16 protein-coding genes, 1 other RNA gene and 1 pseudogene are annotated in these 20,989 nt (G+C 59.8%); 5 read left to right on the top strand and 13 right to left on the bottom strand.

What is annotated here, in order from left to right; translation table 11 throughout:
• Positions 1-64: 64 nt before the first annotated feature.
• The 4 genes and pseudogenes from ACKUUJ_RS00505 to ACKUUJ_RS00490 all read right to left on the bottom strand — a co-directional run.
• Positions 65-373, bottom strand: a pseudogene (locus tag ACKUUJ_RS00505) (peptide chain release factor family protein); the annotation flags it as partial.
• A gap of 154 nt (positions 374-527) precedes the next feature.
• Positions 528-1,106, bottom strand: coding sequence for a xanthine phosphoribosyltransferase (locus ACKUUJ_RS00500; protein WP_022095227.1), 579 nt, complete (start codon positions 1,104-1,106; stop codon positions 528-530).
• Positions 1,107-1,265: 159 nt separating this feature from the next.
• On the bottom strand, positions 1,266-2,570 hold the full coding sequence (locus ACKUUJ_RS00495; protein ID WP_409064290.1) for an MFS transporter: 1,305 nt from the start codon (positions 2,568-2,570) through the stop codon (positions 1,266-1,268).
• Positions 2,571-2,713: 143 nt separating this feature from the next.
• Positions 2,714-3,997: an O-acetylhomoserine aminocarboxypropyltransferase/cysteine synthase family protein gene (locus ACKUUJ_RS00490; RefSeq protein ID WP_148346077.1), complete on the bottom strand. Its 1,284-nt coding sequence runs from the start codon at positions 3,995-3,997 to the stop codon at positions 2,714-2,716.
• Positions 3,998-4,228: 231 nt separating this feature from the next.
• On the opposite strand from ACKUUJ_RS00490, the gene ACKUUJ_RS00485 reads away from it, so the two are divergent.
• Positions 4,229-4,675 (top strand): C-GCAxxG-C-C family protein, encoded by a 447-nt coding sequence (locus ACKUUJ_RS00485; protein ID WP_409064289.1) that lies wholly within the window; start codon positions 4,229-4,231, stop codon positions 4,673-4,675.
• Positions 4,676-4,743: 68 nt separating this feature from the next.
• Here the strand turns inward: ACKUUJ_RS00485 and ACKUUJ_RS00480 are convergent, their stop codons facing one another.
• The 3 genes from ACKUUJ_RS00480 to rpsA all read right to left on the bottom strand — a co-directional run bounded on the left by ACKUUJ_RS00480 (position 4,744) and on the right by rpsA (position 7,482).
• The gene (locus ACKUUJ_RS00480) at positions 4,744-5,382 is read right to left on the bottom strand and encodes a YigZ family protein (protein WP_199411510.1); all 639 of its coding nucleotides are present in this window, start codon (positions 5,380-5,382) and stop codon (positions 4,744-4,746) included.
• Between the two features lie 229 nt (positions 5,383-5,611).
• An RNA gene (rnpB, locus tag ACKUUJ_RS00475) (RNase P RNA component class A) lies at positions 5,612-5,973 on the bottom strand.
• A gap of 342 nt (positions 5,974-6,315) precedes the next feature.
• The gene (rpsA, locus tag ACKUUJ_RS00470) at positions 6,316-7,482 is read right to left on the bottom strand and encodes a 30S ribosomal protein S1 (protein ID WP_022095232.1); all 1,167 of its coding nucleotides are present in this window, start codon (positions 7,480-7,482) and stop codon (positions 6,316-6,318) included.
• Between the two features lie 314 nt (positions 7,483-7,796).
• On the opposite strand from rpsA, the gene ACKUUJ_RS00465 reads away from it, so the two are divergent.
• Positions 7,797-8,555 (top strand): HAD family hydrolase, encoded by a 759-nt coding sequence (locus tag ACKUUJ_RS00465; RefSeq protein ID WP_409064288.1) that lies wholly within the window; start codon positions 7,797-7,799, stop codon positions 8,553-8,555.
• A gap of 188 nt (positions 8,556-8,743) precedes the next feature.
• On the opposite strand, the gene ACKUUJ_RS00460 is transcribed toward ACKUUJ_RS00465, so the two are convergent.
• The gene (locus ACKUUJ_RS00460; RefSeq protein ID WP_409064287.1) at positions 8,744-10,063 is read right to left on the bottom strand and encodes a serine dehydratase subunit alpha family protein; all 1,320 of its coding nucleotides are present in this window, start codon (positions 10,061-10,063) and stop codon (positions 8,744-8,746) included.
• 271 nt (positions 10,064-10,334) lie between these two features.
• Between ACKUUJ_RS00460 and rpiB the strand changes: the two genes are divergently transcribed.
• Positions 10,335-10,802, top strand: a complete 468-nt coding sequence (rpiB, locus tag ACKUUJ_RS00455; RefSeq protein ID WP_006234151.1) for a ribose 5-phosphate isomerase B — start codon at positions 10,335-10,337, stop codon at positions 10,800-10,802.
• Between the two features lie 151 nt (positions 10,803-10,953).
• Here the strand turns inward: rpiB and ndk are convergent, their stop codons facing one another.
• The 4 genes from ndk to ACKUUJ_RS00435 all read right to left on the bottom strand — a co-directional run bounded on the left by ndk (position 10,954) and on the right by ACKUUJ_RS00435 (position 14,926).
• Positions 10,954-11,358 (bottom strand): nucleoside-diphosphate kinase, encoded by a 405-nt coding sequence (gene ndk / locus ACKUUJ_RS00450; protein ID WP_055251725.1) that lies wholly within the window; start codon positions 11,356-11,358, stop codon positions 10,954-10,956.
• 388 nt (positions 11,359-11,746) lie between these two features.
• Complete coding sequence (gene argH, locus ACKUUJ_RS00445) at positions 11,747-13,177, bottom strand: argininosuccinate lyase (protein ID WP_409064286.1); 1,431 nt, start codon at positions 13,175-13,177, stop codon at positions 11,747-11,749.
• A 118-nt stretch (positions 13,178-13,295) separates the two neighbouring features.
• Complete coding sequence (locus ACKUUJ_RS00440) at positions 13,296-13,466, bottom strand: hypothetical protein (RefSeq protein WP_409064285.1); 171 nt, start codon at positions 13,464-13,466, stop codon at positions 13,296-13,298.
• A 233-nt stretch (positions 13,467-13,699) separates the two neighbouring features.
• Entirely contained in the window at positions 13,700-14,926 is a 1,227-nt protein-coding gene (locus ACKUUJ_RS00435; RefSeq protein WP_035138001.1) for an argininosuccinate synthase, read from the bottom strand.
• A gap of 554 nt (positions 14,927-15,480) precedes the next feature.
• Here ACKUUJ_RS00435 and ACKUUJ_RS00430 point away from each other — a divergent pair.
• The gene (locus ACKUUJ_RS00430) at positions 15,481-16,308 is read left to right on the top strand and encodes a Cof-type HAD-IIB family hydrolase (protein ID WP_409064284.1); all 828 of its coding nucleotides are present in this window, start codon (positions 15,481-15,483) and stop codon (positions 16,306-16,308) included.
• A gap of 273 nt (positions 16,309-16,581) precedes the next feature.
• Here ACKUUJ_RS00430 and polA read toward each other — a convergent pair whose 3' ends face one another.
• A complete protein-coding gene (gene polA, locus ACKUUJ_RS00425) occupies positions 16,582-19,332 on the bottom strand; it encodes a DNA polymerase I (RefSeq protein WP_409064283.1) in 2,751 nt (916 codons plus the stop codon).
• 166 nt (positions 19,333-19,498) lie between these two features.
• Here polA and ACKUUJ_RS00420 point away from each other — a divergent pair, with 166 nt between their 5' ends.
• Entirely contained in the window at positions 19,499-20,896 is a 1,398-nt protein-coding gene (locus tag ACKUUJ_RS00420; protein ID WP_409064282.1) for an aminopeptidase, read from the top strand.
• Positions 20,897-20,989 lie beyond the last annotated feature (93 nt).

Genomic DNA, 20,989 nt, shown 5'->3' with positions numbered 1-20,989 from the left:
TAGGGACTGTTTATGCAGCAAGTGCCGCAAAACAATCCCTATTTCACCGCAACTTATGAGGAGGCTATTCGTCGCTGCCCGGCTTGCGACGGTTGGCCTTTTTAATGGCGTTGAAGTGCTTATCATTGAGCCTGCGCTGGCGAGAGCGCTGAGGCACCTTGGTCTTTACGCGTCGGCGCGGCGGGCGGCCACGACGCTCAAGCTCTGCACGCAGCTTACGCAGACAGCAGCTACGGTTCTGGAACTGGCTGCGGCTCTCGCGCGCCGTCACGGTAATTCCCGAAGGGATATGTTTCATGCGCACCGCCGAGTCCGTCGTGTTGACGCCTTGTCCGCCCGGACCAGTCGCGCGAAACACCTGCACCTCGCAATCGCGCGCCAACTCCTCGGCCGACATCTCGGCATAGCGCGCATACTCACGCCATCCCATCTTGTTCTCGTCCATATCAACACCTCCCCTCATACAAAAAATGTGACAAAGGGAAAGCCCTTTGTCACATCGCATACCAATCGCTTGTGTTGCGCGCTTAGGCGAAGGTGATCTCGCCGGTCTCGCAGTCCATATCGGCAATACGGGCCAGGCTCTCGACGCGGAAGCCGCGCTCGCGGAGCTTATCGCCGCCGCCCTGGAAGCCCTTCTCCACTGCAATGCCAATACCGGACACCTCGGCACCCGCAGCCTCGCAGATCTTGATAAGGCCCTCGAGCGCGCAGCCATTGGCCAAGAAGTCGTCGATGATCAGGACCTTGTCGCCCTCAGACAGGAAGCGCTTGCCAACGATGACCGGGTACTCCTTCTGCTTGGTAAAGGAGTAGATGGTCGTGGCATACTGCTCGCCGTCTAGGTTGATGGACTGTGCCTTCTTGGCAAAGACCACCGGCACGCCGCCAAAATGCTGGGCTGCAATGCAAGCCATGCCAATGCCCGAAGCCTCAATCGTCAGAATCTTGTTGATCTCGACACCCTCGAACAGACGGGCCCACTCGGCGCCCATGTGGTCGAACAGCTCAACGTCGCACTGGTGGTTGAGGAAGGCATCAACCTTAAGGACGTTACCGGCCTTTACGATGCCGTCATGGCGAATACGATCCTCAAGCTCCTGCATGGCGCAACCCCTTCTCGCGGCAACGATACCGCGCGATTAATAAACGTTGTTCGATAGTCTACCACGGACCGACCCCCGCCCGCCCCACAAGCCCCTACGCACCATAAAGCCGCAAGACCAGTAGATAGGCCCAATTCGTGGCAGGCCTACCCCCACATGCTAATGGCGGGCGCGTATCCTCACCAAACGCACCATGGCAAGCGCAAAGCCCACAGCGGCCACAGCCATGAGCACGTAGAACACCGAGCGAAAGCCAAACAGGAACACATCCGGACGGCCTGCAACAAAACTGGTCACGGCCTCGCCCATCGCCATGCTCATCTGCCCATATAGGATATGTGATGCCGCCGTAATGCCAACTGCCATACCCGCGTAGCGCGCCAGGCTACCCAGGCTGCCCGCAAAGCCGAGCGCTTCGCGCGGAGCCGAGCCCATATACAGCGAGTTGTTGGGGCTCTGGAAAATCGACGTACCGCACGACATAAACGCGACACAGCACACGATCACAGGGATGGAAGAGCGCTCGTCGAGTGTGCTTACCGCAAAAAGGCCGCATACGTACACGCCCAGGCCGACTGCCGTGGGGCCCTCGCAGCCAACACGGTCCGAAACCGTACCCGAAAGCGGGCCGATAAAGGCATTCACCATCGGCAGCGCCAAAAAGAGTAGTCCAGAGATGTCAGAACCAAAGCCGTGGGCGTCCTGAAAATAGAACGGCAGAATAAACTCGGATGCGCCAATGCCAACGAACACGATGAGCATGCAGACAAGGTTGATGGTGAAGGCCGAATTTGCAAAGCAGCGACGAGCGGCCTCGGCAAGGGGCATGGGGCGCTCGCCGGCCTCTGGCTTAACATGCGGCAACGTATAGAGCCCCACGATAAACGAGATGACGCCGATAGGCAGGTTGATGAGGAAGATGCTCTCCCAGGGAAAGCTTGCCACCAGCATGCCGCCGAGCACGGGGCCACACATCATGCCGAGGGCCACAAAGGTCGCGAGAATACCCATGGCACGACCTCGTTCGCGCGCCGGAAACGATTCGGTGATGATACCCATGTTGTTAGCCATGGCCGCTGCGCAACCGATGCCCTGAACAATGCGTGCCAGGATAAGAACCTCGAGCGAGGCCGAAAGGCCGCACAGCAGCGAACCGACCGAAAAGACGATGACGCCCAGCTGGAACACATTCACCTTGCCGCGCACATCACCCAGACGGCCAAACGGCAACATAGCCACGCATGTCGCAAGAAGATACACCGAACTCACCAGCTGGATGCGGTCGAGGCCCACGCCCAGCTCCTTTTGCATCACGGGCAGCGCCACGGTCACGACGGTCGAATCCAGACACACCATAAACGTCATGATGAGCACGGTAAACAGAATCGCCCATTTGTTCTTGCCATGGGTGTCGCCCTCTAGAGCAATGTGCTCGCGGCGCAGCTGCTCTGCAGTTTTCTCCATATCCATCCTTTCGAGTGGCCCAACGCAAAAAAACGGGGCCCCAATCGCCTGCAAACAGCCGCGATTGGGGCCCCGCCTACGGAATCGGAACGAAAGGTCACCGAAGCTTTCTGCCAGCATCGGCACCTTGTGCGAACGCTAGCCTAGCACTGCTCGAGCGCCTGCTCAAGGTCGGCAATCAGATCGGCCGTATCCTCGAGGCCGCACGACAGGCGCACCATGTCGGCGGAGATGCCACAGGCGATGAGCTCCTCATCGTTCATCTGACGATGCGTGGCATTAGCGGGATGCAGGCAGCAAGTGCGGGCGTCGGCCACGTGCGTGGCAATCTGGGCGAGCTTGAGGCTCTTCATAAAGGTCTCGGCCGCCGCGCGACCACCGTTAAAGCCAAAGCTCACAACGCCGCAGGTACCGTTGGGCATGTACTTCTGAGCCAGGTCATAGTACTTATCGCCCTCCAGGCCCGGATAGCTCACGAAGCGCACCTTGGGATGGCTCTGCAGGAACTTGGCAACGGCCAGGCCGTTCTCACAATGACGCGGCATGCGCACATGGAGGCTCTCGAGCGAGCTGTTCAGGAAGAACGCCGCCTGCGGGTTCTGCATGGGTCCAAGGTCGCGCATGAGCTGCGCGGTGGCCTTGGTAATGAAGGCACCCTCGCGACCGAACTTCTCGGCATAGGTCACGCCGTGGTAACTCTCGTCGGGCGTGGTGAGACCCGGGAACTTGTCCGCATGGGCCATCCAGTCAAACTGGCCATGGTCAACGATCACGCCGCCCAGATAGGCAGCATGTCCATCCATGTACTTGGTAGTGGAGTGCGTAACGATGTCGGCGCCCCATTCAAAGGGACGGCACATCACGGGCGTCGGGAAGGTGTTATCGACCATCAGCGGCACGCCGTGGTCATGCGCAGCCTTGGCAAAGCGCTCAATATCGAGCACGGCAAGGGCGGGATTGGCGATCGTCTCGCCAAAGACGAGCTTGGTATTGGGCTCAAAGGCTGCCTCGAGCTCTTCATCGGTGCAGTCGGGGGCAACGAACGTGCAGGTCAGTCCCATACGGCCCATGGTGTGGGCGAGCAAGTTGTACGTGCCGCCATAGATGGCAGAGCTCGCGACCACGTGATCGCCGGCACCGGCCACGTTAAAGATCGCGAGGAAGTTCGCAGCCATGCCCGAGCTCGTGAGCATCGCGGCAGTGCCTCCCTCCATCTCGCAGATCTTGGCGGCAACCAGATCGCACGTGGGGTTCTGCAGACGGCTGTAGAAATAGCCCGACTCCTCCAGGTCAAACAGCTTGCCCATGTGCTCGGACGTGTCGTACTTCCACGTGGTGGACTGGTAGATGGGCACCTGGCGCGGCTCGGCATCTCCCGGGTGATAGCCGCCCTGAACACATGTAGTACCGATGGTCTGCTCGCTCATATCTAGCTCCCTTGCCTGGGTTTTAGTTTTATTCGGTTCACGATACCGCTACCCCGCACCCCTCTCAACCCATCCCCAAGGTGGGTTATGAGACAAATTGATCCGGGGCATTTATCTCAAGCCTTGGACATTTGCTCGATAGATAAAAATGAGGCATACATGAAGCTCTCGATGGTTACATGCACCGGCACGGGTACCATAGGCGGGTACACCGTGACCAAGGAGACAACGATGAAGCAAATCGATACGGCCCAGCTCGACATCACCGCCTGCCAGGCTCAAGCTGCCGAATACCACGCCCGTGGCTTTAACTGCGCCCAGGCCGTCGCCTGCACGCTCGCGCCTGCCGTCGGGCTCGACCCCCAGATCGCCTTTACCCTCACCGAGGGCTTTGGCGCCGGCATGGGTGGCATGACCGAGACTTGCGGCGCCATCTCGGGCGCTGTGGCCATCATGGGCTTTGTAATGAGCGACGGCATGGAAAACCCCAAGACCAAAGGCCAGACCTACAAGCTGTCGCGCGAAATCGCCAAGCGTTTTGTCGAGAAGAACACGACGACCGTCTGCGGCACGCTCAAGGGCATCGGATCGGACAAGGGTCCGCTCCGCAGCTGCCCCGGCTGCATCGACGATGCCGTCGAGATCGCCTGCGATGTGCTAAAGCAGCTCGCCGAGTAAACGGCGGCAACAGAAAAACGACGGCCGGCGCACTTGGGATTCGTCCAAAAGCACGCCGGCCGTCGCCGTTAGAACTCGGCAAATTCAGGAGCGCCGACCTCAATCTCCTCGCGCCCCGCCATAAGCTCGCGCATCTTGGCGCAAAACGGCTCCTGCTCCCCCGCCTTAAACACCAAATGAAGTGTCACGGCATCCGCGTAATCGGTATCCGAAACCTTGGCACCCGAATCCTGCGCCAAGCGAAGCACCTGCTCATACTGCGGATAGGCCACATGCACGTCAACAGGCACGACGCTCGTCATCTCGACGATCTGCCCGGCCTCCTGAGCAGCGGCCACCGCCGCCTGCGTCGCCGCGGTATAGGCGCGTACCAAGCCACCAGGCCCCAACAACGTGCCACCAAAATAGCGCGTCACTACGCAGCAAACATTTTTGAGTCCCGCACCGCGCAACACCTCGAGCGTCGGCATACCGCTCGTGCGGCTCGGCTCACCGTCATCGCTCTGGCGCTCGCGTCCATCGACCAAAATCCACGCGGGCACATTATGCCGAGCGTCGTAATGACGCTTGCGAACCATCTCGATAAAGGCATTCGCCTCATCCTCGGACTCAATATGGACCAGTTGGGCAATAAAACGGCTCTTGCGGTCCACAAACTCGCCCGAAGCCTCAATATTCGATTGCAGAGTAAAATAGCTGTCCAACAAAGCCCCTCAACAGAATAAAGCGCGGCAACAAACAGCCTCAATAATACGGCAAAGACAGCACCATTGCCCTCGCCAACAAGAACGGAAACGCCAATGATACCGTCACCAACAGGGAGAACCCGTCAGCGCGAGCAAGGTGCCTTGAAAGACAAGGGCATTGACCTTATGGTCATGCCCGAAGGCTTGAAAGGCAGATTGCCGCGCTGACGGGTTCGCAGCGTCAACATAGTTGCCAAGTGGGCCTATAAGCCGGGTTCTGTCGTGAACGGTCATTTATCTTGTCTGCACGTTACCGTGCAGCTCCACGCACGCTACCCGAACGCGGACCGGGCCGGCCCATAGCGTTCCTATTCGCGCTTGCTCCGGATGGGGCTTGCCAAGCCGCCGTGTTGCCACGACGCTGGTGGTCTCTTACACCACCGTTTCAGCTTTTCCCTTTACGCCTTGCGGCGCAGGTGGGAGTCTTCTTTTCTGCGGCGCTTTCCGTCGGATCACTCCGCCCGGCCGTTAGCCGGCATCCCGCCCTCTGGAGCCCGGACTTTCCTCACGCGTGCTGCAAGCAGCACATCGCGCGACCGTCTGGCCCACTCAGCAGTGCAAGAGTGTAGCACACCGTTGCCGCAAGCAATGGCACAACACAAGCGTTCGACACGATAAACCAAGAACCACGCTATACAGTACAATAGGGTCGTCGATGGGCAACGTCGTCAGTCGAGACGCGACCGCGCTCCGCACCCCTCCGTCTACTCGGTGCGTTCCCGCCTCCTCCCCGAGGCGGGATGTCGGCATTTTTCATGCACCGACAATCCAATAGTCTGTGGACAGCCCGGGCAGCATTGCGCCCGGGCAGCATCGCGCATCTCGGCGTCAAATGCAAAAAGGGACCCGTCCATTGCGGACGGATCCCTTAAAACAAGTGATCGTCAAACCGATTTACTCGGCGTCGGTCTCCTCGTCCTTCTTCTCGGAAGGCAGCGGGGTGACCTCGATCTCGACGCCCAGAGTCTCAGCAGCGGACTTCATGGACAGGGAGATACGACGACGGTCGAGGTCGATCTCCATGACCTTGACCTGAACCTTGTCGCCCACGTGGGTGACCTGAGAAGGCTGATCGACGTGCTTGTTGGCCATCTCGGAGATGTGCACCAGGCCCTCGATGCCCTCGCCCAGGTCGACGAAAGCGCCGAACGGGACAAGCTTGGTCACAGTGCCCTCGACGATAGCGCCGACGGGGTACTTCTTGACCAGTGCGCGCCACGGATCCTCGGTGGTCTGCTTGAGACCCAGGGAGATGCGCTCGCGGTTGAGATCGACGTCGAGAACCTCGACCTCGACCTCCTGGCCGACCTTGACAACCTCGGAAGGATGGTTGACGTGGTTCCAGGAGAGCTCGGAGATGTGGATGAGGCCGTCGATACCGCCGAGGTCGACAAAGGCGCCGAAGTCGACGATGGAGGAAACGGTGCCCTGGAGACGCATGCCAGACTTGAGCTTGGACAGGATCTCGGAGCGCTCGGCCTTACGGGACTCCTCGAGCACGACGCGACGGGAGAGGACGACGTTGTTGCGGTTGCGGTCCATCTCGATGACGCGGGCCTCGATGCGAGTGCCCATGTAGGAGGTGAGGTCCTTGACGCGACGGAGGTCGACGAGGGAAGCGGGCAGGAAGCCACGCAGGCCGATGTCGAGGATCAGGCCGCCCTTGACAACCTCGATAACCTCGCCCTCGACGTTCTCGCCGGAGTTGAACTTCTCCTCGATGCGGTTCCAAGCACGCTCGTACTCGGCACGCTTCTTGGACAGGACCAGACGACCGTCCTTGTCCTCCTTCTGGAGAACCAGAGCCTCGATGGGATCACCGAGTGCAACGATGTCTGCAGGGTTAGCGTCCTTGCGGATGGACAGCTCGCGGACCGGGATAACGCCCTCGGACTTGAATCCGATGTCAACGAGCACCTCGTCATGCTCGATCTTAACGACAGTGCCGTTAACGAGATCGCCCTCATCAAAGTCGGTAATCGTACCGTCGATGAGGTTGTTCATCTCCTCCTCATTGACATCGTCAAGAGAGAAAATGGACGAGTTCTGAATCTCACTCAAAGGTGGACCCCTTTCGAACTACGGGGCCCCGATTGCTAGGACCTACAGAAGGGTGCGACAAGCACACAACGTTTAGGAACACTCGGGAGCCGACAGATACTAATGTGACGCTTATGCAATCACGTTCGTATAGGTTACGGGGAAATCATTTCGATTTCAAGCGTGAACTGCGATTTTTTACTCGTATGGAGACTTTTTCGCAATCTTGTGGACGACCGTCCCCATAAGTTGACGATAGGCAGTTAGGCATACGGCTTTGGGGTAAAGTATCCGGAGCAACGATTCTGGAACGATTTATCGAGAAAGGTGCCCGCGTGCTCAAAGCAGTCGTTTTCGATATGGACGAGACGCTTCTTAGCATCAACCTCAACGCGTTCATCCTTCGCTATTTTAAGGATGTCTCGTCGATGCTCGCGGATATCGGTCGCCGCAGCCGCGGTGGCACGATGGCGCGCCTCGGCACCATCCTGGTCGACCTCAACGCCAATCGCCGAAGCGGCACGGATAACCGCACCAATCTTGAGTTTTACCGCACCGAGGTTGAGCGCCGATGCGGCATCTGCCTCTCCGATCCCCTCATCTACGAGGCGTTTACCTACTACGACCGCGAAGTTCTTCCATACAAGAACGACGATGTCATTAACGCTCACGCCATGCCGGGCGCGCACGCCGCGCTCCAGGCCGTACAGGACGCAGGGCTGCGCTGCGCGCTCTTTACCAACCCCAGCTTTCCGCAGGGGGCCATCGAGTGCCGCATGGGCTGGGGCGACCTGGCCGACGCCCCCTTTGAGCTCGTCACGCACATGGGAAACGCCACCCGCTGCAAGCCCGATGCCGCCTACTATCTCGAGCAGCTTCAGGTGATGGGGCTCGAGCCAAACGAGGTCCTTATGGTGGGCAACGATCCCAAGCGCGACTTCCCCAGCCCCGCCTGCGGCATTCAAACCGCCTATGTTGGCCAGGGAAAACCCAGCCGAGCCACCTGGAGCGGAACCATGGAAGACTTCGCCCGCGACTTCAACGCCGTAATCGAGGCCTTCTACGAACATCAAGTAGCCGACGAACTGTCATAGGACTCCTCGCTCCAAACAAAATAGCGTCGTAGGTTGAGCATAAGTCAGCGAAAACGCCCCCAAGCGAGCAATGTGCCTTGAAAGAGGAGGGCATAGGCCTTCTGGCCATGCCCGACGATTGAAAGGCAGATTGCCGCTTGGGGGCGTTTGCAGCGTCGACTGGTACGCGGTTTGGTAAAACCGCGTAACTAACAAACCTGGGTTTTGCCGATCATGATGTTGAGGATCTCGACGTCGGTGTCCTTCATGCCCACGCGGCCTACGTAGCCCATGCTGGCGATCGTCTGCTCAACGGTATCTTGGATCAGGCCCTCACCGGCACGGAAGCCGCGGCCCTGCATGGCCATATCATGGCCCAGAATCGCCGCATCAACGGCAGCGGAAATCTTGGCGGCACAGCTCGCCTTGGCGCCATCGCACACGATGCCGCCCACGTTACCGAGCGTATTCGAAACCGTCGCGCCAATCTGCTCGCGCGTGCCACCACACAGCCAGGTAATCGCGGCGCCGGCACCGCATGCGGCGCAAATAGCACCGCAAAACGCCGAGAGTGCACCGATATAGCTCTTGATATGCACAGCGACAAGATCGGACAGCATCACGGCGCGCACCAGGCGATCGTGGTCGCAGCGCAGGTACTCGGCATACTCCATAACGGGCAATGCACAGGTAATGCCCTGGTTGCCCGAGCCGCACACAATGGCGACCGGCAGCGCGCAGCCGTTCATGCGGGCGTCGGACCCGGCGGCTGCACGGGCACGGGCACGACAGGCGACGTCATCGGCACGAGCGCCCAGCAGCGTACGGCCCACCTCGGCACCCCATGCGTGCGCAAGACCCTCGGCGCTGATTGCACCGTTAAGCTCGATCTGACGCTCAACGGCAGCGCGGGCGCCCTCAACATCGCCGTCCTCGATAAAGTCGATAATGGACTCAATCGACATGGGCGTGTCGGCGCTATCTGCCGCCCGCTCGGCCACGACGCGCTCGGCGCAGGCAGCACACTCCCCCGCTGACTTGCCGCATACCGGAATACCGTCGAGCGTATGGCACGTGACATTGGTGTGGTGGTCGGTAATCTCGACGACCGCGGTATGGCCCCCGGCCGTCGCAGTCACCTTGATGTAGAGGTTGGGCACGCCCTCGACAAGCGACACATCGCAGTAGCCGGCGTCGGCGAGGAGCTCGGCCACGCGAGCACGGTCTTTATCGTCAACGCTCTCGAGCACCTCGAGCGCGCTCTTGGCGTCGCCGCCCACGGCACCCAGCACGGCCGCGGCCTCAATACCATGCATACCGCCCGAGTTGGGCACGGTCACACTCTTAACGTTCTTGATGATGTTGCCCGAGCAGGCAACGTCCATATGGTCGGGTTCGCAACCGAGCGTCTGGCTCGCCAGCGCCGCTGCATAGGCAACGGCAATGGGCTCGGTGCAGCCGAGTGCACAGACAAGCTCGCGGTTCAAAACATCGCAAAACGCGGCATCACGAAGGGAATCGGTAGGCATAGGTATCTCCTACTTGTATAACGGGCTGGGCTCTCAAAAATAGTTAGCTCTTTTATTTGATAACAATGCATCGAAAACCGCAACCATAGTTCCGGCGGACGGCGTTCAAGCGCAATCTGGCGGCATTCATTCATGAAAAGCTAGTCTTGCTGCAAACTAAAGCATTTGACCAAAAAACGCCCGAGCGTTTACACAAAAGTCGCGCTATCATGCAGTCGAACGCGGTAAAACCTTTAGCAATCTCGCCGCACAGACCAGAGAGGAACCATCCATGAAGATCGGTATCGGCAACGACCACGCCGCCGTCGAGCTCAAGAACATCATCTCCGAGCACCTGAAGGAGCGCGGCTGCGAAGTCGTGAACTTTGGCACCGACACCTCCGAGAGCTTTGACTACCCCATCGCCGGCTACAAGGTGGGTAAGGCCGTTGCCAACGGCGACGTCGACCTGGGCATCCTGATCTGCGGCACCGGCGTCGGGATTAGCCTGGCCGCCAACAAGGTCGAGGGCGTACGCGCCGTCGTGTGCTCCGAGCCCTTCAGCGCCAAGCTCTCCCGCATGCACAACAATACCAACGTGCTCGCATTTGGTGCCCGTGTCGTGGGCTCCGAGCTCGCCAAGATGATCGTCGACGAGTGGCTCGACGCCGAGTTTGAGGGCGGCCGCCACGAGCGTCGCGTTAACCTTCTCAACGAGATCGACCACACGCGCGGCCTCAAGGTTGTCGACGAGGCCTAATCTACTCAGCGCCACAAGCTAACAGCAGGGGCCCGCTCGGAACACGCGTCCGAGCGGGCCCCTTCATAGATTTTGGAATAAAAGGGCGCCGCGGATGGAGTTCCGCGGCGCCCAAGCCACACGCTAACAGCTTTAAGGAGTCAAAGCTGGTTTAGCCAAAGAAGCGCTTGATCTCGATCTCGGCGTTCTCCAAGCAGTCGGAGCCGTGGATCACGTTAGCGTTGACATCAACAGCGAAGTCGCCGCGAATGGTGCCGGGGGCAGCATCAAGCGGGTTGGTAGCGCCCATAAGGGTGCGCATCTTGGAAACAGCGGAGAGACCGGAAACGACCATCTTGACAACCGGACCGCTCGTCATAAAGTCACAGAGACCGCCAAAGAAGGGCTTGTCGGCCAGATGGGCGTAGTGCTCCTCGACGGTAGCGCGCTCGAGCGTGGTCATCTCCATGCGCTCGATGACAAGGCCGCTGCGCTCGATGCGAGCAACGATCTCGCCGATCTTGCGGTCGCGCACAGCATCGGGCTTAATCATGATGAAGGTCTTCTCGATAGCCATAAGGTAGCCTTTCAAGTAGGTTCGCGCGTGCCCAAGTCCCATTCCGGCACCCGCCTGGACTGCATCGTAACAGAGTTTTAGCTGCAGTTAAACAAAAAGCTGTTTATTGAAACGCTACAATTTATTAAAGCGCTCCATATGTGTCACTTCTGTTTCGAGGCCCGATTAGAGTACCATCCGACCGCGCATCAACCGCACCGAACCAAGCGGACGGTCAGTTGCCGCCCGTGAACGCACCCCCTTCACAACCTGCCCAAAGGTCCTACAGAAGTTCTCGACAAGCCCCTCCCCCATAGCAACAAAATACGGGCGCCCGCACCAGCAGACGCCCGTAAAAGCAACAACGATTTATCAATAAATAATGGCCAAAACAGCTTCAGCCAAACCCCTACTTTACCCCGTGGCCCATTTCGACGACCTTGGTCAGCAATCCAAATACGCCTTTGTCGGCCTCAAGCTGTGCCTCGGCACGCTGCAGCTGCACGGCAACGGCGGCAGGGGCGGTGCCGCCCTCGGTCGTGCGCGCGGCGACAATCGACGGGATGTCGAGCGCCTCGGTAATGTCGTGCTCAAAGAGCGGGCTCGCCTCCTGGAACACCTCAAACGGCAGGTCCTCAAGGTTGCAGCCGCGCTTCTCACACATCAGGACCAAATGGCCCACCACGGCATGTGCCTCGCGGAACGGCAGGCCACGTTTGGCCAGGTAATCGGCAACATCGGTGGCGGCAAGGTGCCCCACACCGCACTCGCGCGCCATGGCATCCTCGTTGACGGTCCAGGTCGAAATCATACCGGCCATAACGGACAGGCACTGCATGAGTGTATGGGCGGTATCGAGGGCGCCCTCCTTGTCCTCCTGCAAGTCCTTGTTATAAGCAAGCGGCAGGCCCTTCATGGTCACGAGCAGCTGCACCAGGTTGCCATAGACTCGGCCGCTCTTGCCGCGGATAAGCTCGGCAAAGTCGGGATTCTTCTTCTGCGGCATGATGGACGAGCCAGTAGAGTAGGAGTCGGAAAGCGTGATAAAGCCAAATTCGGAGCTCGACCACAGCACGATCTCCTCGGAAAGACGCGACAGGTGCATGGCCATGACGGAGCCGGCGTAATGCAGATCGAGCAGGAAATCACGGTCGGAAACCGCATCGAGCGAGTTGGGAATCACACCCGCAAAGCCAAGTTCGGCAGCCGTCATCTGACGATCGAGCGGATAGCTCGTACCGGCAAGAGCGGCAGCACCCAACGGGCAGTTGTCGGCGGCATCAAAGGCGGCCTTCAGGCGTGTAAAGTCGCGCGCGAACATCCAGGAATACGCCAGCAGATGATGCGACAGCAGCACGGGCTGAGCGTGCTGCATGTGCGTATAGCCCGGCAGAATCACCTTGTCGTACTTCTTGGCCGCATCCACCAGCACATGGCGCAGTTCAAGATTGGCCTCCATGAGCTCCTTGGCCAGCGCCTTGACGCCCAGGCGCGTATCGGTCGCAACCTGGTCGTTGCGCGAACGCCCGGTATGCAGGCGCTTGCCGGCCTCGCCGATGCGGCGCGTCAGCTCGCTCTCGATGGACATATGAATGTCTTCGTCGTTGATATCGAAGGTGAAGTCGCCGGCATCGATATCCTGTTCGATTCCGGTCAGGCCCTCGGCAATCGCCTGCTCGTCCTCGGCGCTGATAATGCCCTGGGCCGCCAGCATCTTGGCATGTGCCTTAGAGCCGGCAATATCCTGCTTATAGAGATGCTTGTCAACCGGCAACGACGCGCCAAACTCCTGCGTGACCTCGGCCACACCTGCCTCAAAACGACCGCCCCAAAGAGCCATGGAACCGTCCCCTTTCATCAAATACCAAAACAAGCGCCCAAAGCTATGCGCCCTGTCGCTAAAGCGATTTTTCAACCGCTAGTTTTACACACTCCCTGCCGTAAGCGGGGCCATGTAGCTAATTTGCAAAGAAGTGACGCACCATGCACTTGGCGCCCAACGTCTCCCTCCGGATGTTGCCCCGCGAACCATCGATCCAGGCCTTCAGACTCATAGGGACGTCCTCGACCTTTGCAGCATCAAATTCAGGCGCGAGGGAAAGTAAAGCATGCGCGATAGCATTGAACATAATGGATACTCCTCATATATATAGGCGCAGAGCCGCCAAATTGATAGAAGGAGCCCCGCCGGACAACCCCGGCGGGGCTCGGACTCAGCCGCAGACGCGGCAACATATATGCGGGCGGAACGTAGGGGCCACCAATGTTAAGAAGTGTCAGCAAGCATAACGAAAGGTAGGGACCCCATGCGCCCGTTATGTATCACGCGGATGGGCCGCGCGGATACCAAGGAAAGGAAGACCTAAGCCTGGGCGGCAGCAGAGCTGGGACCCTGGACCTTAGCCCATGTCTTGAGCGACAGCGTATCGATCTCGATAAAGCCGGCGCTGGCCTTCTCGTCAAACGTGGTGTCGCGGTCGTAGGTGGCCAGGCCGTAGTCGTAGAGGCTGAAGGGGCTCTTGCGGCCGACGACATGGCAGTTGCCCTTAAAGAACTTCAGACGGACGGTGCCGGTCACGAACTTCTGGGTGTCGGCCATAAAGGCGTCGAGCGCGTTTTTGAGCGGGCTGTACCACTGGCCGTTGTACACGGCGGTGGCCCAATCCTGCTCGAGCTTAATCTTAGTCTTGAGCAGGTCGCCCTCGACGCAAATGTCCTCGAGCGCCTTGTGGGCGGTGATGAGCGTCAGGGCGCCGGGAACCTCATAGCACTCGCGACTCTTGAGGCCCACCAGACGATCCTCAACCAGGTCGAGACGGCCAAAGCCGTTGTCGCCCGAAATCTTGTTGAGGGCGATAACGATCTCGGAGAGTTTCATCTTCTTGCCGTCGACGGCGACGGGCTTGCCGGCCTCAAACTCAATCTCGGTATACGTCGGGGTGTCCGGCGTGTCCTCCGGATTCTTGGTCATAACCCAGGCGTCGTCGAGCGGCTCGTTCCAGGGATCCTCCAGGTGGCCACACTCAATGGCACGACCCCACAGGTTGTCGTCGATGGAATAGGGGTTGTCGTTGGCACCCTCGGGAACCGGCACGTTGTGGGCATGAGCATAGGCGACCTCGTCGGGACGGCACTTCAGATCCCACTCACGAACCGGGGCGATAACCTTAAGCTCGGGGTCGAGGGCCTTGACGGCAGCCTCGAAGCGGACCTGGTCGTTACCCTTGCCGGTGCAGCCGTGGGCGACGTAGGTCGCGCCAAACTCGTGAGCGACCTCGACAAGCTTCTTGGCGAGCAGCGGGCGAGACAGAGCGGAGAGCAGCGGGTACTTGTTCTCGTACATGGAGTTTGCGGCGATGGCCTTAGTCAGGAACTCATCGGAGAACTCGTCACGCAGGTCGAGCACCTGGCAATCAAGAACGCCCAGGTCGAGCGCCTTCTGCTTCTTGGCATCCAGACCGGTCTCCTCCTGGCCCACGTTACCGCAGACGCAAACGACATCGAGATTCTTCTCGTCCTGGAGCCACTTGACACATACGGATGTATCAAGACCACCGGAATATGCGAGAACGACTTTTTCCTTGCTCATGGCTGTTTCCTTTCGCCCTTGGTAGCTAGTTAGAACATCGGTCAGTTGCAAGTCATTTCAAGGTCGAATACCGTACAATATCAGGTTAAATAGCAATAATCAGCACATACATGCCCTAGAAACATGCAGCAATGTCGTGCTAAAACCCAACGACCTCAAAATGACTCTGTTGAGGCAATTCGCCCCATGCGGACAGAGACGATTGTTATCGTCGTCGGGAAATTGCGCGCTGGCGTCGGATGGCATTATCTGCAGTAGTGATGATCTTTACGAACTGCATCTGCCTCTCCTTTCACCTATCGCCGGGCGCAATTCTAATATCGTAAACGGTACCTTTTCCTCGGTAAGCGGTTGTTTTTCCGTCTCCGTTTTCGATGGTCGCTATATTACGCTAAAGTGCTCGCGGCACAAGCGACAACTTCAAATTTCTGAAAAGTTTTTTCATTACTTTGTGAATGGTGATGCAAACGCGCGCCAATCCTGCGAAAATACGCCCGACTACGAGTTAATGGTTATAACGTCTGAAACAATCTCGAAACGAAAGGCTCGCTTTTATGCAAACTTACGAATCGGACGCCAATATCGGAAACATTAAGCTCATTGCCGTCGACATGGACAAGACGCTGCTGACCGACGAGCGCGTTCTGCCTCAGGGCCTCGACGAGCGCCTAGACAAGCTCGCCGAGGCTGGCATCGTGTTCTGCCCCGCCAGCGGACGCCCCGCCCCAAAACTCGAGGAGATGTTCGAGGGCATCAAGAACCGCCTCGCCTTTTGTCCCGACAACGGCGCATGCGTGATCTATCGTGGCAGCTATATCTATAAGAGCGTTATCGACGTGGAGCTGTACCAGCAGGTCTTGAACCGCGCCTCGGAGGATCCTCGCGCCGTCCCCGTCCTGTGCTGCTTCGACGAGTTCTACGTGCTTGCCCGCGACCATCAATACCACGACGAGATCAGCGTCTACTACAACACAATCAACTACGTCGACAGCTTTGAGGGCATTGATATCGAGTCCAACAAGATCTCGATCTTCTTCCCTGCCTACGATGCCGAGCCCGCATTCCGCGAGACCTATAGCCCCGAGTTTTCGGACAAGCTCTACGTCACCAACGCCGGGCGCGAGTGGATCGACTTCATGAACTTGGGCGTCGACAAGGGCGCTGGCGTCGCGCACCTGTGCGAGCAGCTCGGGATCGATATTGCCGATGCCGCCGCCGTGGGCGACACCTACAACGACATTCCCATGCTGGAGCGCGTCGGACATAGCTTTATCGTGGACAATGCCGAGGAGCACATGAACGCGCACGCTAAGTGGCGCATTCCGAGCAACAACGACGGGGGCGTACTGACGCTCATCGACGCCATCTTGGCGGCTCGGTAGCCGTCCCATCGGGCCTGGCCGGGCGGCACGGGTTAATTTTTCGCTCGGTCAGGTCCTGCGCAAGACGAAAGCCACATTAAGTGGCTTTCTTTGCGTGCGGAATCTACGAAAAGTTAACCCGTGCCGCCCGGCCAGGCCCTAGGTTTACTTGCTTGCCGCCTAGATGGCGTCTTGGCGTCTAGATACTTGGCTGATAGTTTGGAATGAAGGACGCTCCTTGTTGATGAGGGGCGTCCTTCTGGTTTTGATCACTTTGGAATTGCGGGCGTGCCCTTACTTGGCGTCTGCCCAAGTCACTCCAGTCGAGGCTTCGGCGATTAGGGGTACGCGTAGGTCTACGACGTGTTCCATGACGTCTTGGACCATGGCGGTCAGGCGCTCGACCTCGTCGATGGGGCACTCAAAGTCCAGTTCGTCGTGCACCTGCAAGATCATGTGGGCGGCAAAGCCCTCTTCTTCCAGACGGCGGCTTACGCGGGCCATGGCGATCTTGATGATGTCGGCCGCGGTGCCCTGCATGGGGTGGTTCATGGCCGTGCGCTCACCAAAGCCGCGGAGTTGCGGGTTTTTGGCCTTGAGCTCCGGAATGTGACGACGGCGGCCGTACATGGTCTCGGCATAGCCCGTCTGCTTGGCTCGCGCCACCACGTTGTCGAGGAACGTGCGCACGCCCGGATAGGCCTCGTAGTAGCGGTCGATCATGTCGCGCGCCTCGGCCATCGAGATGTGCAGCGACTGTGACAGGCCGTAGGCCTGCTGACCATACACGATGCCAAAGTTCACGGCCTTGGCGCGGCTGCGCAGGTCGGGCGTTACTTCGGACACCGGCACGCCAAACACGCGCGCGGCCGTCTCGGCATGGAAGTCCTCGCCCTCGTTAAAGGCGCGCACCAGGTGCTCATCACCCGAGAGATGTGCCAGCAGACGCAACTCGATCTGCGAGTAGTCCACCGCCAAAAAGACGCTTCCCTCGCCTGCCGAAAACGCCGTCTTGACGGTACGGCCCAGCTCCGAGCGCGTCGGGATGTTCTGCAGGTTCGGTTCGCTCGAGGACAGGCGACCCGTTGCCGTGATGGTCTGGTTGTACGTGGTGTGCACGCGACCGTCACCGCGGCGCAGCGGGCCCAGCGTGTCCAGATAGGTGGACTTGATCTTGGACTTCTCACGCCAATCCAAGATCAGACGCACGATTTCGTGGTCGCGGGCAAGGTCGCTCAGCACCTTGGCGTTAGTCGAATAGTAGCCGCGCTTAGTCTTTTTGAGGCCCTTGGTCGGAAGCCCCATAACGTCAAACAGCACGTGCGAGAGCTGCATAGGGCTACCGATGTTAAACGTCTCATCACCCGCCAGGTCGCGAATGCTGCGCTCGACCTCGGTAATCTGGGTCGCCAAGCCCTCGGACAGACTGTGCAGGCGGTCGGGGTCCACGAGCATGCCCGCGCGCTCCATCTTGGCAAGTACCGGAACGAGCGGCATCTCGATGCCATCGAACACGTTGGCGGCGTTCTCGCGTGCCATGCGGTCGCGCAGTGGTGCGACCAGTGCCAGCGTCAAGGCCGCCGTGCGAGCGGCGGGCGCAGGAGCATCCTCGCCAGCACCCTCCGCACCGCGCACCGCAGGCAGCGCCATCTGCAGATAGGTATCGGCCAGATACGCCTCGTCAAACTCGGAGCGGTCGGAATCCAACAGGTAGGCGGCAACCACGGTATCGAAGATGCGCGTGGAATCGACTGCCAGCGGATCCATGAGCTCGGGCTCGGAAGAGTCGATGGGCGAAAGCTCATGCAGCAGTGCTTTCATATCCGGGCTCGCCACGCGGCCCTCCATAAACAGGCGCGCAAGCACGCCGGCGATCACGCCATGGGCGAAGTTGAAGCCATCGACCGCGGCAGTGGTACCGCCTTCGCCCTCCTCAAGCGCAAGCAGCCCCTTGGACGTCGCCAGCCACAGCGTGCGCGTCAGGCCAAAAAGCGCGCCCTCCTCCTTGTCATCGTCCACCACGGCGGCGATCCATTCGTCCGCCTCCATCGAGCGAGCGATCTCGGCAGCGGCGGCAGTGAGCGCCTCGGCATCGCCGGCGGCAGCGCGCGAAACCGCGGGCATCTCGAACGCGCCGGCAGCGGCCGCAGCCCCACCCTCGCCACCGATCAGCGCCAGGAAGCGATTCTGCATGGCCGTAATGCCGAGCGTGCCCAGCGCCGCGGAGACTTCGTCGGCAGAAAACGCCGGGAAGGACGTTTCGTCAAAGTTGAGCTCGACGGGCGCATCGGTGCGAATGGTCGCCACCTTACGGCTCAACAGCGCGTCGTCGATGTGTGCGCGCAGGTTTTCGCCCATCTTGCCCTTGACCTCGTCAGCATGCGCGATGACCTCGTCCAAGCTGCCGTACTGCGCGATGAGCGCGCTCGCCTTTTTGGGGCCGATGCCCGGCACACCGGGGATGTTATCGGACGTGTCGCCCTTCAGACCGTAAAAATCGGGCACGAGCGCCGGCGTGATGCCGTGATACAGATCATCCACGCTCTCAGGTGTCATAATCGCTACGTCGGATAGGCCCTTGCGGGTCGAGACCACGTTGACGTGCTCGGTCACAAGCTGATACATGTCGCGGTCGCCGGTCACCAGCAGCATGTCGCAGCCTGCCTCCTCACCCAGGCGCGCCATGGTTCCCAGGATATCGTCGCCTTCCCAGCCCTCGGACTGCAGAATCGGCACGTTGAGCGCCGTGAGCAGCTCCTTGATCATCGGAAACTGCGCGTGCAGATCGGGATCCGTGGGCGGACGCTGCGCCTTATACTGCGGCAGCATCTCCATGCGCACGCGCGGCTTGCCCTTGTCAAACGCCACGACCACACCGTCGGGGTTAAAGGCGTCGATCATCTTGAGAAACATGTTCAGAAAGCCAAAGATCGCGTTGGTGGGGCGACCGTCCGGCGCGTTCATGGTCGGCGGCACGGCGTGGAAGGCGCGATGCATGAGCGAGTTGCCGTCGATAACGGCAAAGGTGCGGCGCTTGTCAGACATATTGAATACCTCGCTTTGGGCTGGGCACGGTTTGCTCACTCCAGTTTACACGCTCCCCGCCCCGCGGCCACTGCACATCAAGCTCCCCTGCCGCCGCGAGCCCGCGCGTGATACGATGGCTCACGGTACATCAACCAGCACGATCGATCCGAAAGGAGCCTGCGTCATGGAGCGTCCCTGCGCATGGAAAAAGTACACGCCACAGCAAGTCGAGGAGCTCGAGGAGCTTTGCCGCGGCTATAAGCAGTTTTTGAGCGAGAACAAGACCGAGCGCCTGTGCGTCAAGGCCGGCATCAAGATGGCCGAGGAGGCGGGATACGTCGACCTGGAGACCGTGATCGCCGAAGGCCGCGAGCTCAAGGCAGGCGACAAGGTGTACGCCGCCAACCACGGCAAGGACCTTATGCTCGTCAACCTGGGCACCGCCCCGCTCGAGCAGGGCTTTAACATCCTGGGCGCCCACGTGGACTCGCCGCGCCTGGACCTTAAGCAGAATCCCGCCTTCGAGGCCGGCGACATGGCCTACCTCGACACGCACTACTACGGCGGCGTCAAGAGCTACCACTGGGTAGCCTCCCCGCTCGCACTCGTGGGCGTCATCTGCAAAAAGGACGGCACCACCGTCGACATCAGCATCGGCGACAAGGCGGACGACCCGGTCTTTACCATCTCCGACCTGCTGATCCACCTCTCGAGCGAGCAGATGTCCAAGCCTGCCAAGGACGCCGTCGATGCCGAGATCCTCGACGTGATCGTGGGCGGCCGCCCCGTCAAGTTTGACGAGGACGACAAAGACGCCCCCAAGGAGCCCGTCAAGCAGATGTTCCTGGACATCCTCAAGGAGCAGTACGACGTCGAGGAGGAGGACTTCCTCTCCGCCGAGATCGAGGTCGTGCCCGCCGGCCCTGCCCGCGACATGGGTCTCGACCGCTCCATGATTCTGGGCTATGGCCACGACGACCGCGTCTGCGCCTACCCCTCCATGCTCGCCCAGATCAATGTGGCCAACGTGGAGCGCACGAGCATCACGCTCATCGTCGACAAGGAGGAGATCGGTTCCGTGGGTGCCACCGGTATGACGAGCCGCTTCTTCGAGAACACCGTCGCCGAGATCATGACGCTCGCCGGCGAGGATAGCCCGCTGGCCCTTCGCCGCGCACTCGCCCGCAGCCGCATGCTCTCCTCCGACGTGTCCGCCGGCTTCGACCCGGGCTACGCCGGCAAGTTCGAGACCAAGAACGCCGCCTTCATGGGTCGCGGCCTGTGCTTCAACAAGTACACGGGCAGCCGCGGCAAGGGCGGCTCCAACGACGCCGACGCCGAGTACGTGGCCCTCATCCGCGACATCATGGACGAGGCCGGTGTGGACTTCCAGACCTGCGAGCTCGGTCGCGTCAACGCGGGCGGCGGCGGCACCATCGCCTACATCATGGCCAAGTACGGCATGAACGTCATCGACTCCGGTGTTGCCGTCCTGTCCATGCACGCCCTGTGGGAAGTCGCCAACAAGGCCGACATCTACGAGGCCTACCGCGGCTACAAGGCTTTCCTCGAGCGCGCCTAACCAGTCCCTTATAACTTGCGGTGAAATACGGACTAAACTGGCCCATAAACGGCCAAAACAGACCGTATTCCACCGCAACTTTTTTGGCAGAGG

It is taken from the genome of Collinsella sp. wc0583 (assembly GCF_046116915.1).
Taxonomy (GTDB): Bacteria; Actinomycetota; Coriobacteriia; order Coriobacteriales; family Coriobacteriaceae; genus Collinsella.
Note: the sequence above shows the minus strand (reverse complement) of the source record. Positions and strands in the feature narration are given on the sequence as shown.